Here is a 12513-nt window from a genome sequence, read left to right on the forward strand (position 1 = left end):
TTTTCCTGTTATACCGAACATACATTCGGTTTATAATATAGGGAGGAGGGATGGACGTGAAGAACCGGATCATCGGGATTGCCGATATGCAGTCCTTCTATGTGAGTGTGGAGAAAGCGAAGCATCCGGAGTACCGGAATAAGCCGGCGGTGGTGGCGGGAGACCCGGAGCGGCGCTCGGGCATCATCCTGGCCGCCTGCCCCATCGCCAAGCGGTTCGGGGTGACCACGGCCGAGCCGCTGTGGGCGGCTTTGCAGAAATGCCCCGATCTGGTTATTTTGCGGCCTCATATGCAGCTGTACATCGATGTTTCCCTGGAAATTACCGAAATCATCGAGCGGTACACCGATCAGGTGGAGCCTTACAGCTGCGATGAGATTTTTTTTGACGTGACGGGGAGCTTGAAGCGGTTCGGGCCGCCTCTCGAGATTGCGGCGGCGATTCAGCGGGACATCAACAGCAGCACGGGCATCTATGCCCGGGTCTGCCTCGCCGAGAACAAGGTGATGAGCAAGGTGGGCCTCGACATCATCGCGAAGAAGGAGCCCGGCGGACTCTTTCACATGACCCGGGAGGATTGGGTGAAGCGGATTTACCCCGTTCCCGTCCGGGACATGTGGATGATCGGCTCGCGGATGAACAAGCATTTGAACCGGATGGGCATCTACACGATCGGCGATCTCGCCCGCTCCCCCCTGCCGCGGCTTACGAAGCGGTGGGGCGTGAACGGGGAGGTCATCTACCGCATCGCGAACGGCCTGGACGACTCGCCGGTCAGCCCGGACACCCATACGAACGGCCAATCCGCCATCGGCAACGGGATGGTGCTGCCCCGGGATTACCGGGAGGCGGGAGAGATCGAGGTGGTGCTGTATGAGCTGTGCAGCCAAGTCTGCCGGCGGGCGCGGCAGAAGAGGGTGATGGGGCAGGTCGTCTCCGTCGGGGTTCAGGGGGCGGACTGGGACAACCCGACGGGATTTTCCCGCCAGAAGAAGATCGAGGACCCGACGAATCTGTCGTCGGAGATGTTCAAGGCGGTGAAGGAGCTGTTTCACCGGCATTGGGACGGCCTGCCCGTACGCCGGGTGTCCGTCAACCTGTCCCAGCTGTCCGACGATTCGATCGTGCAGCTCTCCTTCTTCCAGGACAACGAGAAGCAGCTGAGGATCGAGCAGACGATGGACCGGATCAAGGACCGGTTCGGCGACATGGCCGTTCTGCGGGCGAGCTCCTTGACGGCGGCCGGCCAAGCGAAGGACCGGGCGGCGAAGATCGGCGGCCATTACAAGTGACGACCATAAGAGGATAGAAGAAAGTCGGGGCGAATCGTTTGCTCCGGGCTAGATCCAGGCGGTATGGGAGTGACCATAGAGGATGGGGCTTTCCCGTTTATTCCAGGCCCGGAAATGTGGTACGCTTAAGGGAAAGGAATAAAGGAGGGGGAGGCTGAATGCTCATCAACATCAAGGACCGGCTGGACGAGCCGGCCATACAGGAGCTGCTGGCGTGCAGCGTTTTTCCCGACCCGGACCGGGTGATGGAGACCATCGAGACGTACCGGAGAGAGCCGGAGCGGGAGCTGTACGGGCACGAGTCCGAAGGAGAGATTATCGGCCTGATCGGGTTCCGGCTGGAGAATGGCGGGACGCTGACGATCGACCACCTGGCGGTCCGTCCCGACTGCCGGGGAGCGGGCTTCGGACGCGGGCTCCTGCTGGAAACGCTGGAGCTTAAGGAACCGCGGGAGATGGTGGCGGAAACGGACGAGGATGCGGTCGATTTCTACCGGAGCACCGGATTCATCGTCGTCAGCCTGGGAGAGAACTACCCGGGGGCGGAGAGGTTCCGCTGCATTTACCGGGCGGAGGAGTAGAGAGGTTACGTATGAAGAAGAGCGGGCTGCCTGACAGCCCGCTTTTTTTATGGGATTCTGAGAAAAGTCGTTTTTTTGATATGGACTTTACCTTCCATCCCACACTACAATGAAGGCATACGATAAGGTCAGGAGGCGAAAAAGGATGGACTTGCATTACGAAACAAGAGGAGAGGGCAGCCCGCTTGTGCTTATTCACAGCCCGGGAGTGGATTCGCGGGAATGGCAGGGGATGATGCCGAAGCTCGCGTCCCGCTGCCGGGTAATCAGCTATGATTTAAGGGGCATGGGAGGCTCCCCGTCACCCCAAGCTCCGGTGAATCCGGTGAAGGACCTGCATGACCTGCTGGAGCATCTGAACTTGAAGAGCTGCTCCCTTGCCGGCCATTCGATGGGCGGTCAGCTGGCGACGGAATTTGCGCTCACGTACCCCGACAAGGTGGATAAGCTGATCCTGCTGGCCCCTTCGTTAACCGGGTTTCCGTATTCCGAGGAATTCACCGGCTGGATGGAGCGGATCAATTCGCTTGCTCCGGATGTTTCCCGGATGCTGGAGCTGTCCTTAAGCGGTCCTATTTATCGGGTGGTCATGGAGAGTCCTTACCGGGAGCTCCTGGTCCATATGCACCGGGACTACCTGACCAAGGTTTTTACCGAATGGAAGAGCTTCGAGGTGATCTGGCCGGAACCGCCTGCCATGGAGAGGCTTGAGGCGTTGAAGGCGGATACGCTGTTTATTCACGGAACCGTGGAATGGGCGGACATGAACCGGGTAGCCGAGCAGTTCCGGAGGGTGCCGTCCGTGAGCTTCCGGGAGATCGAAGGAGCGGATCATATGCTGACCTTGACGCATGCAGACCGGGTAACGGACCATATGCTGGAGCATCTGGGGTAAGGCATAGGGCAAGGGAAGTGCCAAGTTTAACCGCCTTTTGACCGAATCAGTTGAGCAAAAACCGCTGGACCTGCCGGGCCACGGCAACCGGCTCCTGTTGATTTTCCGGCGACAAATGCTCCAAATCGGGGAGCTCAAGCATTTCGGCATGCGGCAGGGTGGTATGCAGGGTGCGGATCGTATCGGCGACGAACGACGGGCTTTTGCCCCCGTAGGCGAGCAGGGTATGGGCATCAACTGTTTGGTAGCCCGCATAGGCTCCTTCCAAGCGCTGCACTTCCCGGTGCTCCCGTAAATTTTGCGGAAGCAGCTTCTTCATTTCGTCCCAGCGCGCACCGCGGACAAACAGACGCAGCATAAGATTAGCGTACCAAAGGGGCAGACGGGATAGAGGAGAGTGTCCCGTCCCTTGGACAAAGCTCGCAAAGGCTCCCCGGTCATCCTGGTTCCGGAGGGCCTTTTCGTAGCTGGCCAGCCAGTCCCAGGCACCAGGCTCGGACGTAAGGGACACGCCAGGTTCGTATACCGCGATTTTGCGGAACAGGCCGAGCGTACGCGCGGTTTCGAGCGCCACCAGCCCGCCGTAGCTGTGCCCGAACACATACTCCGCCCCGGTGGCCTGCTGTACCGCGGCGGTATCTTCGATTTCTTTGGCCATGCCGTAAGCTTCTCCCTGCGGGCCGCTTCTTCCCCTCCCTCGCCGGTCGATAAGATGGACCCGATACGCCCCCGCCAATTCAGCGCCAAACCGGGAAAAATGCTCCGATGTGCTGAGCGCCCCATGAATAACGAGCACACCCGGCCCCTCCCCCAGGCTCTGATACCCGATCGTCGTTCCGTCCTTGGAAACAGCCGTTTCTGGCTTGAATAAAACAGCCGGGTTCTTCATGCGTATCCCTCTTTCCATTATTGATTGAAATTTAATTCAATAATAAACGTGCCGACGAATTCGGTCAACCGGAAATTGGCATTCGAGGCGAGCATCCTTTACAATTGAAATTATATTCAATGCTAGGAGCCTGATTATGCCGAAACAGAAGGAACAGTTCGAGGAAATGCGCCTGCAGACGATCCAGAAGCTCCAAAAGGCCGGGCTGAAGCTGTTCGCCCAAAAAGGCCTGGCGGCCACGAATATTAAAGAGATTGCCAAGGAAGCGCAGGTCAGCCTGGGGCTCCTCTACCATTACTATTCCTCCAAAGAAGAGCTGTATCTGTCCCTTGCCAACGAAGCAATGGAGAAATCCCGGCTGTTGGCGGAGCAAATGAATCAGCTGGAGGGAAGCGTGGGGGACAAGCTTTCTCTATTCGTGGAGGCTTTCCTTAACGGGGTTCAAAAAGAGGATGGAATCTACTACTTCATCATCATTTCGCAGCTTTTTGAAACGGGAAACCCGGAAGCCGACCGCCAGCTGCTGGATAAGAAGCGGCAGGCGATTGAGAATTTGGCCCGGCTCGTGGAACAGGGGCAAAAAGACGGCGAGTGCGTGGAGGGCGATCCCTTCCAGCTGGCCGCTGCCCTTATCTCCGCCACCCAAGGGATTGCTTCCTTCCGACTGATGTTCGGAGAGGGATTCGGACTGCCGGACAAGAGCATTCTCCTGCGCATCTTAACGAAATGACCGGCTGCCTCCAAGCGGGCCGCTTTCAAACGGGGAAGCTTTTGTGATACGGTTAATAGAAAACGGAGCAGGCAGGAGGGATGGAAGGTGGAAGAGGAGCGGAAGAATAGAGAAGCCCTCCTGGAAGCCAGGATTCTGGAACTGGAGGCCGAGAACGCCCGGCTGAAAAGAGAGCTGGCCCGGCTGCGGGAGCAGCGGAAATCCGCTTCCCAAGGAAGCATGTCAAGCCGGCTTAAGGACGCCTTGAGGGAATAGAAGCCATAAGGAGGAGTTCCACTATGAGCGATCAGGACTACCGCACCGCATCGGAAGGACGGCCGGAGGAGTCGAAAGAATCGAAGGAGTCGAAGGCGAATAAAGAGGGCTCGTCCGTAGAGGCCTCTGAGGCACAAGAGCAGCGGACGTCGATAGGAGAACAAGCTCAAGCGGCTGAAAGCGTTACGGTCACGCCTCACGCGCTTCGGGAGCGGCTCGCCCAAGGCGAGGAGCTGTTCTTCCTCGACGTACGGGATCCTGACAAGTACGCCGCGGGCAGCTTTACCCACGAGAGCGGGAGGGCGGTCAACTTTCCCTATGCCGTTATGCAGGAGGAGGCGGCTGCTAGAACGGGCGCGGAAAGCTGGGAGGACAAGCTTCCCCGGAAGGGCCGGATCGTCACGGTCTGCACCACGGGAGGAAAAGCGGGAAAGGCCGCCGCTCTTCTTCGCAGCAAGGGCTTCGACGCCGTTTCGCTGGAGGGGGGCCTGACGGCCTGGAAGGCGGGGGAGAGTGAAGGGTGATCCCCTTTCCATTTGATTAACGGTACGTTTCTATGAGAAACTAATAGAAAGCGAATACATAAGGAGGCGGAACAGGGACATGAGAAAGATCAACCTGGGAACGAGCGGGCTGGAAGTGCCGGTTGTAGCAGTCGGCTGCATGCGGATCAAGTCACTGGAGAAGAAGGAAACGGAGCGTTTTATCCGGACGGCCATGGAGGAAGGGGCCGACTTCTTTGATCACGCGGATATTTATGGTGGCGGCACTTGCGAGGAACTGTTTGCGGACGCTATCAACATGAATACCGAGATTCGGGAGAAGATGATTCTTCAATCCAAGTGCGGCATCCGCAAAGGGATGTTCGATTTCTCCAAAGACTACATCCTCGAGTCGGTGGACGGCATTCTGAAGCGGCTGAAAACCGATTACCTGGACGTGCTGCTGCTGCACCGTCCGGACGCCCTGGTCGAACCGGAAGAGGTGGCGGAAGCATTCGACCGTCTGGAAAGCTCGGGCAAGGTGCGGCATTTCGGGGTCTCCAACCAGAACCCGATGCAGATTCAGCTGCTGAAGAAATTCGTGAAGCAGCCGATCGTCGCCAACCAGCTGCAGCTGAGCATTACGAACGCGACTATGATCTCTAGCGGCATCAACGTCAACATGGGCAACGAGTCTGCTGTGAACCGCGATGGAAGCGTCCTGGATTTCTGCCGGCTTCATGACATTACCATCCAGCCTTGGTCGCCGTTCCAATTCGGGTTCTTCGAAGGGGTATTCCTCGGCAGCGAGAAATTCCCGGAGCTGAATCAGAAGATTGACGAAATCGCCGCCAAGTATGACGTGACCAACACGACGATTGCCATGGCCTGGCTGCTCCGGCATCCGGCCAACATGCAGCCGGTTACGGGAACGACGGACCTCGGACGGCTGAAGGATTGCCTCAAAGCAAGCGAGATCCGCTTGACCCGCCAAGAGTGGTATGAAATCTACCGCGCGGCCGGCAACGTACTTCCTTAAGGGATCGGCTGGATAAGAAAAAAGAAAGGCACCTCGCGGGAGGTGCCTTTTGCTGTGCCGGTGCTTTAGCCGGTAACGGGGCCGGCGGTTAAGCCTTCGCAGGCGGGATAGGGGCAGGGGAGGAACCTCCTTGGCGGGATGGAACAGGCGTGTCTTCCCCGAGGCGAGGACGCCTGCCCAGCTTATCTCCCATGGGGAAAGAGGAGCCGCGGAAACGTCCGCCCCGTGTCCAACCGACCTGTGTAAGCCGGGAGGTTCAGCCGGAGCCATGGGCTTCTTCCCCATGGGAAGCCTTCCAGTCGGCCAGCAGCTCGCGCTCCCGTCCGGCCTCCAATCCGGCCTTCCACTCCGTATCTGCCTGGCGGGAGGCCGACCAAGCCAGCGTGTCCCGGATGGTCGACGGGAGTCTCCGGATGGAGAGCCCTGCGTGGAAGGCCTTGGAGCTGTCGGCGGCGAACAGCCCGATCTGGCTGTCGGAGGGGATCCAGAGCGGGAGCTCGATCCAGACGCCTACCTCGCGATCCAGAAGGAATTCCTCGCTCACCCAGATAAAACGGGCATCCGAGCCGCTCACCCGGCGGCATTCCTCCACCACCCGTTCCATCGTGTACGTTCCGCCGCTCGCGTTGTAGAGGCCGGTTTCCCCCTCGGCGATCATGCGGAGGATCCAATCCGCGAGGTCCCGCACGTCGATGACCTGCACCTGCCGTTCGGGAGGGGCGGGCACCACCACCTCCCCTCCCTGGGCGATGCGGTGCGGCCAATACGTGAACCGGTCGGACGGATCGAACGGGCCGACGATGAGACCCGGGCGGATGTGGAGCACCCTTCCCGGCATCGCCTCCTCCGCGGCCATCTCACACAAGGCCTTCAGCGCCCCGTAATGGGCGGAGACGTCCTCGGAGCCGGGCTCCGTGAGCAGCGCCGGTGGGTCCTCCTCCCGGATGTTCTCCCGTTCGAGATCGGCGTAAGCGGAAAGGCTGGAGATAAAGGTATAGTGGTCGGTAAAATCGGCCAAAAGCCCGGCGGTCGCCCGTACCTGCCGCGGCACAAAGCCGGACGTATCGATAACAGCGTCCCACCGGCGTCCCTTCAGCGCATCCAGCCGCCCGTCGCGGTCGCCGGTCAGGTGCTCCGCCTCCGGGAAGAGTCCGGGGTTCTCCAGCCCGCGGTTAAACAGCGTAACCTCATGACCGGCCTTCAGAGCGGCTTCGGCCAGGTGCCTTCCGAGAAATTTGGTTCCTCCGAGAATGAGAAGCTTCATGCGGGTACCCCCTTGTCTATAAGTTGGATGGACAGAGCCTTCGTATCGTTATATTCTAGTGGCTTATCCGGCAGCCTGGTGCCTTATCCGCGAGTGTGGGTCTGGTTCGCTAATGGTTTTCGTACGAATACGAGGGCTTATCGCCAACAAAGTTACCGGATAAGGCACTTGATGCTAAAATAGAAGGATACATGCCTATGATCTCTTTACCCCATCTCCCCCGGGTTCTCCCAAACAACAAAGAGAAGGGAGCCCGCGTGAAGACGGACCCGCCGTTTGGCGTAGGCCTTTTTCTGGAGGAGAGGGTTGAAAGGGACGGAAAGGGCAGAAGCTGTTAGAAGGAAAGTTACCTAAAGAGGGGGACCATCCATGACAACCAACCGATATGCCAGGCCGCCGCTTGCGGACGGTGTGCCCGATCTTGTCGCGACGGCGCGCGGGGATAAGGCGGCTACTCTCGTCATCCGCAACGCCACCCTGGTAAACGTGTGCTCGGGCGAGCTTCAAGAAAGAATCTCCGTTGCCGTTCAAGGGGCCCGAATTGCCTACGTCGGGAAGAACGCCGACGCCCTGATCGGCCCCGATACGGAGGTTATCGAAGCGGAAGGCCGTTACTTGGCACCCGGGTTTCTCGACGGGCACTGCCACATCGAGAGCACGCAGCTCACGGTGACCGGCTTCGCGGAAGCGGTACTGCCGCTCGGCACGACGGGAGGGTTCTTCGATCCGCACGAGATTACGAACGTGCTCGGGCTGCCCGGTCTCCGGCTGATGCTCGACGAAGCGCGGGGGACGCCGCTCGCGGCGTATATGCAGGTACCGTCCTGCGTGCCGTCGACCGGCCCCGAGCTGGAGACGAGCGGTGCCTTCATCGGCCCTGACGAGGTGACCGAGGCGTTCACCTGGGGGCCGGATATGATCGCGCTCGGCGAGGTCATGAATTTCCCAGGCGTCGTGTACGGCGACCCGAAGATGCTGGGAGAGATTCAGGCGACGCTGCGCGCGGGCCGGTCGGTCGACGGCCATTTCACGTGGCCGTCCGATGATCCGCGGCTCGCGGCTTATGCCGCGGCGGGCGTCACCGGCGACCACGAGTGCACGACGGCGGATGACGTGATCGAGCGGGTGCGCCTCGGCATGTACGCGAAGATGCGCCGCGGCTCCGCGTGGCACGATGTCGCCGAGACGATCAAGGCGCACACCGAGCGGCGGATCGATACGCGGCGGATGATGCTCGTCACGGACGACCGCAGCTCGGAATCGCTGAAGGACGAAGGCCACATGGACTTCGTGCTCCGGCACGCGATTCAGCAGGGGGTCAACCCCGTGACGGCCATCCAAATGGCGACGATCAATACCGCGGAGCGCTTCGGCGTGGCGCGAGACGTCGGCGCGGTCATCCCGGGCGCGTTCGCCGACATGGTGCTGCTCGACGGCCCGCTGGCCGACGTGCGGGTCGCGCTGACGGTGGCCGCCGGGCAGGTCGTCGCCCGTGACGGCAGGCTCACCGCCGAGCTGACCCCGTACGCCTACCCGGAAGCGGCGGTCCGCTCCGTGCACCTCGCCCATGAGGTGCGGCCGGACGACTTCCGCATCGCGGCGCCGATCGGGGCGGGCACGCTCCGGGCCCGCGTGATCGAGGTGCGCGAGAACCACGTCGAGACGCGGGAGCGGCAGGAGTCCGTGGCCGTGGCGGGCGGCTTCGTGAAGCTCGATCCGGCCGGCGGCCTGTGCAAGATCGCCGTTATCGAGCGCCACCGCGGCACCGGCTCGCAGAGCGTCGGGCTTGTGTCGAAGATCGGCTTCCACCGGCCCGCGGCGATCGCGATGACCGTCGCGCACGACAGCCACAACCTGCTCGTCATCGGCAACGACGACGGGCTGATGGCGGAAGCCGCCAACCGGGTGGCGGCTCTGAACGGCGGAGTGGCCGTCGTGACGGAGGATGGGGCGGACGAGTTCCCGCTGCCGGTGGCCGGGCTCATGTCGGACGCTCCGTTCGACACGGTGGCGGAGCAGTCCCGCGGCATTTCACGGGCCCTCCAGCAGGCGGGCTGCACCATGAACTATGCGTTCATGACGCTGTCGCTGCTTGCTCTGGTCGTCATTCCGGAGCTGCGCATCTCGGATAAAGGGCTGGTGCGCATATCGGCCGACGGCTTTGCGAAGGTTTCGCTTTTTGTAGAGGGGTAACCGGCTGAGAGGGTTGGTTGGGCTGCAACCGAATAGAGAAGGGAATGAGGAGAGAAGCATGCGCGCATGGGGAAGAAGAATTCGCCGCCTGCTGACCGCCTTAGCCGCTCTCGTGCTGCTGGCCGGGGCCTACTTCGGGCTCATGAGCGGGAAGGTTCTGTCCGTCTGGCGGACGTCGCACGGGGTGCCGAGCGACTGCGCCATCGTCCTCGGAGCCGCCGCCTGGAACGGCAAGCCGAGCCCCGCGCTCCGGGAGCGGCTCGACATTGCCGTAGAGGTGTACCGGCGGAAGCTGGCCAGCCACCTCATTCTTTCCGGCGGCCGGGCAGCGGGAGAAAAGCTGTCCGAGGCGCAGGTGATGAAGAATTACCTGGTGTCCCAGGGCGTGCCGGCAGCGGCCCTCCTTGTGGAGGACCGGTCGTACAGCACGATGGAGAACCTCGAGAACAGCAAAGCGATCATGGACCGCGAAGGGTACCGGAGTGCGGTGCTCGTCACTCACGGCTTCCATGCCCTGCGCGCCTCCTTGATGGCCCGGAGCCTCGGCATCCGGACGTCGGTGGAGCCGGTGCAGATCCGGCCGATCAACCTGAAGTACTATGTGCTTCGGGAGTGCGCGGGGATTGCTTTTTTCGAGGTGGATGCTTTGCGGCGTAAATGGTTGGGGACGTGAAGGAACGCAAAAGAAGCCATTCCCGATGGCCGGGAGTGGCTTTTTCGCATGGATTCTTTTTTTAGCTTGGCCTTAAGGCCCATCCCAAAATAAGGCGGCGCTCCCATTGTAGAGTCGTCTCTACTCTCGTATACTGGTTCCCAATCAATCCCGACCAACCGGGAGGGATATAGAGTGAGGTTTGCAAAAAATCTATTAAAGGAGAGTAGAAGAATGAAGAAGAAAAACGGACTCATCGGCCTGGCGCTTCTGGTTATCCTGGTCTTCCTGACTGCACCGGTGCAGCCATCCCTCAGCGCGGGCGAGGGGGAATCCAACGGAATTGGGGCGAGCGCGCTGAGCGGCCAGTTCCACTTGGACCATCAAGTGAAGATCTACGTCCCATCCACGGTGAACGGCTCCACCCCCATCCCCAAGGAAGTCCACGATCAGTACGTTGATCAAGCGCTGGAGAAATTCTCGGGCTGGTTTGGCGGAGCGACGGCCGTGGACGGACAGGGGGCGTGGGTGGATGACAGCCAGAAGCTGATCAAGGAGAACGTGACGATCGTCTATGCTTTTGCCGAGAAGCTGGACAAGACCGCCATCAACCAGGTAGTCGACTATGCCGAAGCTATGAAGAAGGAGCTCTCCCAGTCCGCAATTTCCCTCGAAGTGGACGGCCGGATGTATTTCATCGAATAGCTCTGCACACCCAAAAAGGGAGAGGCTTAAACCTCTCCCCAATAAATTTCCGTCTCGTAGTCGAACGAAACGGTGCCATCCTGCTGCGTCCGGTTGAACAGGTCATCGAGGGCCATCATCATCGGCTCATGATTCGGCTGCCCCGGCGCGGGGGTGTAGGAGGAGGACGCCAGCCGTCCCCTAAGCCCTTCCAGGTCAAAGAGCTGGCGGTAAGGAAAAACCACCCTCTGCATGGAATGTTCCTTGAAGAAGGAAGCGAGCGTGGCTTCGGAAAGGTTTTTGTGCCCGACCTTCTCATAGTCCGTTCCGTACCGGTGAAGCAGCGACTCATAGCCCTCCAGAAAAGGCGTCCCGCCCGTCAGCCGGGAATTCCAGATAAGGGCGACCTTGCCGCCCGGTTTCAAGATGCGGTGAAATTCCTTCCGCGCCGCGGTCCGGTCAAACCAGTGAAACGATTGAGCGCATGTGATATGATCGACAGCCCCGTCGGGAAGTCCCGTCTCTTCCGCCGTCGCTGCCACCGATTGGTAACGCGGCTCGTCCCCAAGCGTTTTCTCCGCCGCTTCCCTCATGGCCCCGTTCGGCTCCACCGCGAGCACGCGGCTTCCCCGCTCCAGCAGCAGACGCGAGAAAATCCCCGTTCCCGCCCCAATGTCCGCGATCTCTGACTCCGGCGTAAACCCGACCGGCCCATATAGGTAATCCAGCGCTTCCTTCGGATAGCTCGGGCGGTACAACACGTAAGTATCCACCCGGTTCGAGAACCTTTCCTTGCTGTCCATGTGATCCTCTCCTTTTGGTTCGGGATGTAAAACTTTCGTCGTGTTAAGTTTCGCTAGGTGAAATCTAGTTTCGTTAAGTGTAATACCATCTTACGGCAAAAAGCCCTTCCTCGCCACTGTTTTTCGCGGGGTGTACCTCTCTTTTTTGATGATCCAAATAGGGATACACCGACCTTCCGTGTGAAGTCGGTTAATGTAATCGGTCTTGAAGTACTATCTGTAGAACCACCGCATATAATTCGAAAGTTCAATCTCTATAAAAATAAGAAAATACAATAATGCCACTTGGCATTCTTAATATTGCTTTTAATAATGGTAAAATCAATTTTTTATAAAAGTGCAACAAATCCTTGATTATTAAACGTCTAATTATCAAGCAGACGAAAACGTAAAATATAGGAGGATTTAGATGAGAAGTCTAATATGGTCATTAAGTGTTCTTATTATTATTTCACTTTTAGGTTGTTCAAATTCTAAAGTAAATACTACAGAGTTAAACGAAGTTAAAGAGGATATAACGAGTCGAATAACCGATTTTAAAAAAGAAGGATTAGTTGTATATTCCGTTTATGTAGATCAAGAAAAGAACAAAGTTATTGTAGAGGTAAAAGAAATAACAGAAGAAAGAAGACAAAACCTGATTAAAGAATATGGCCCCAATAAGGTTGACTTTGTTAAGGGAGAAAAAATAAATCCGAGTTAGTTAAAAAAATGCTGCTTGGCAAATATGTCAAGCAGCATTTTTTATTTGTTG

Annotated in this window: 14 protein-coding genes; 11 read left to right on the forward strand and 3 right to left on the reverse strand. The window is 58.7% G+C overall.

The genetic code is table 11. The features are described 5' to 3' along the window. Positions 1-50: 50 nt before the first annotated feature. The 3 genes from MJA45_RS02375 to MJA45_RS02385 all read left to right on the forward strand — a co-directional run bounded on the left by MJA45_RS02375 (position 51) and on the right by MJA45_RS02385 (position 2768). On the forward strand, positions 51-1292 hold the full coding sequence (locus MJA45_RS02375; RefSeq protein WP_315605700.1) for a DNA polymerase IV: 1242 nt from the start codon (positions 51-53) through the stop codon (positions 1290-1292). A gap of 158 nt (positions 1293-1450) precedes the next feature. After that, a complete protein-coding gene (locus tag MJA45_RS02380) occupies positions 1451-1873 on the forward strand; it encodes a GNAT family N-acetyltransferase (RefSeq protein ID WP_315605701.1) in 423 nt (140 codons plus the stop codon). Positions 1874-2018: 145 nt separating this feature from the next. Next, a complete protein-coding gene (locus MJA45_RS02385; protein ID WP_315605702.1) occupies positions 2019-2768 on the forward strand; it encodes an alpha/beta fold hydrolase in 750 nt (249 codons plus the stop codon). Between the two features lie 46 nt (positions 2769-2814). Here MJA45_RS02385 and MJA45_RS02390 read toward each other — a convergent pair whose 3' ends face one another. Beyond that, entirely contained in the window at positions 2815-3657 is an 843-nt protein-coding gene (locus MJA45_RS02390) for an alpha/beta fold hydrolase (protein ID WP_315605703.1), read from the reverse strand. Between the two features lie 136 nt (positions 3658-3793). On the opposite strand from MJA45_RS02390, the gene MJA45_RS02395 reads away from it, so the two are divergent. The 4 genes from MJA45_RS02395 (at position 3794) to MJA45_RS02410 (ending at position 6163) form a co-directional block, all read left to right on the forward strand. Beyond that, positions 3794-4387, forward strand: a complete 594-nt coding sequence (locus MJA45_RS02395) for a TetR/AcrR family transcriptional regulator (RefSeq protein ID WP_315605704.1) — start codon at positions 3794-3796, stop codon at positions 4385-4387. 87 nt (positions 4388-4474) lie between these two features. Next, positions 4475-4642, forward strand: coding sequence for a hypothetical protein (locus MJA45_RS02400; RefSeq protein WP_315605705.1), 168 nt, complete (start codon positions 4475-4477; stop codon positions 4640-4642). A 23-nt stretch (positions 4643-4665) separates the two neighbouring features. After that, complete coding sequence (locus MJA45_RS02405; RefSeq protein ID WP_315605706.1) at positions 4666-5166, forward strand: rhodanese-like domain-containing protein; 501 nt, start codon at positions 4666-4668, stop codon at positions 5164-5166. Between the two features lie 79 nt (positions 5167-5245). Continuing rightward, entirely contained in the window at positions 5246-6163 is a 918-nt protein-coding gene (locus tag MJA45_RS02410) for an aldo/keto reductase (protein WP_315605707.1), read from the forward strand. Positions 6164-6419: 256 nt separating this feature from the next. Here MJA45_RS02410 and MJA45_RS02415 read toward each other — a convergent pair whose 3' ends face one another. Continuing rightward, positions 6420-7427, reverse strand: coding sequence for an SDR family oxidoreductase (locus MJA45_RS02415; protein WP_315605708.1), 1008 nt, complete (start codon positions 7425-7427; stop codon positions 6420-6422). A gap of 369 nt (positions 7428-7796) precedes the next feature. On the opposite strand from MJA45_RS02415, the gene MJA45_RS02420 reads away from it, so the two are divergent. The 3 genes from MJA45_RS02420 to MJA45_RS02430 all read left to right on the forward strand — a co-directional run bounded on the left by MJA45_RS02420 (position 7797) and on the right by MJA45_RS02430 (position 10977). Further along, positions 7797-9620 (forward strand): adenine deaminase, encoded by a 1824-nt coding sequence (locus tag MJA45_RS02420; protein ID WP_315605709.1) that lies wholly within the window; start codon positions 7797-7799, stop codon positions 9618-9620. Between the two features lie 58 nt (positions 9621-9678). Next, positions 9679-10293, forward strand: a complete 615-nt coding sequence (locus tag MJA45_RS02425) for a YdcF family protein (protein ID WP_315605710.1) — start codon at positions 9679-9681, stop codon at positions 10291-10293. Positions 10294-10506: 213 nt separating this feature from the next. Continuing rightward, a complete protein-coding gene (locus tag MJA45_RS02430) occupies positions 10507-10977 on the forward strand; it encodes a DUF3574 domain-containing protein (RefSeq protein ID WP_315605711.1) in 471 nt (156 codons plus the stop codon). Between the two features lie 26 nt (positions 10978-11003). On the opposite strand, the gene MJA45_RS02435 is transcribed toward MJA45_RS02430, so the two are convergent. Further along, entirely contained in the window at positions 11004-11759 is a 756-nt protein-coding gene (locus MJA45_RS02435; protein WP_315605712.1) for a class I SAM-dependent methyltransferase, read from the reverse strand. A 409-nt stretch (positions 11760-12168) separates the two neighbouring features. On the opposite strand from MJA45_RS02435, the gene MJA45_RS02440 reads away from it, so the two are divergent. Then, positions 12169-12462, forward strand: a complete 294-nt coding sequence (locus MJA45_RS02440; RefSeq protein WP_315605713.1) for a hypothetical protein — start codon at positions 12169-12171, stop codon at positions 12460-12462. Positions 12463-12513: the final 51 nt, after the last annotated feature.

The sequence above is a fragment of the Paenibacillus aurantius genome, assembly GCF_032268605.1.
GTDB classification, from domain to species: Bacteria; Bacillota; Bacilli; order Paenibacillales; family NBRC-103111; genus Paenibacillus_AO; species Paenibacillus_AO aurantius.

What these genes read in the sequence shown, in the direction of transcription:
- MJA45_RS02375 (WP_315605700.1), top strand. Translation starts at nt 51, where the DNA reads ATGGACGTGAAGAACCGGATCATCGGGATTGCCGATATGCAGTCCTTC.
- MJA45_RS02380 (WP_315605701.1), top strand. Translation starts at nt 1,451, where the DNA reads ATGCTCATCAACATCAAGGACCGGCTGGACGAGCCGGCCATACAGGAG.
- MJA45_RS02385 (WP_315605702.1), top strand. Translation starts at nt 2,019, where the DNA reads ATGGACTTGCATTACGAAACAAGAGGAGAGGGCAGCCCGCTTGTGCTT.
- MJA45_RS02390 (WP_315605703.1), bottom strand. Translation starts at nt 3,657, where the DNA reads ATGAAGAACCCGGCTGTTTTATTCAAGCCAGAAACGGCTGTTTCCAAG.
- MJA45_RS02395 (WP_315605704.1), top strand. Translation starts at nt 3,794, where the DNA reads ATGCCGAAACAGAAGGAACAGTTCGAGGAAATGCGCCTGCAGACGATC.
- MJA45_RS02405 (WP_315605706.1), top strand. Translation starts at nt 4,666, where the DNA reads ATGAGCGATCAGGACTACCGCACCGCATCGGAAGGACGGCCGGAGGAG.
- MJA45_RS02410 (WP_315605707.1), top strand. Translation starts at nt 5,246, where the DNA reads ATGAGAAAGATCAACCTGGGAACGAGCGGGCTGGAAGTGCCGGTTGTA.
- MJA45_RS02415 (WP_315605708.1), bottom strand. Translation starts at nt 7,427, where the DNA reads ATGAAGCTTCTCATTCTCGGAGGAACCAAATTTCTCGGAAGGCACCTG.
- MJA45_RS02420 (WP_315605709.1), top strand. Translation starts at nt 7,797, where the DNA reads ATGACAACCAACCGATATGCCAGGCCGCCGCTTGCGGACGGTGTGCCC.
- MJA45_RS02425 (WP_315605710.1), top strand. Translation starts at nt 9,679, where the DNA reads ATGCGCGCATGGGGAAGAAGAATTCGCCGCCTGCTGACCGCCTTAGCC.
- MJA45_RS02430 (WP_315605711.1), top strand. Translation starts at nt 10,507, where the DNA reads ATGAAGAAGAAAAACGGACTCATCGGCCTGGCGCTTCTGGTTATCCTG.
- MJA45_RS02435 (WP_315605712.1), bottom strand. Translation starts at nt 11,759, where the DNA reads ATGGACAGCAAGGAAAGGTTCTCGAACCGGGTGGATACTTACGTGTTG.
- MJA45_RS02440 (WP_315605713.1), top strand. Translation starts at nt 12,169, where the DNA reads ATGAGAAGTCTAATATGGTCATTAAGTGTTCTTATTATTATTTCACTT.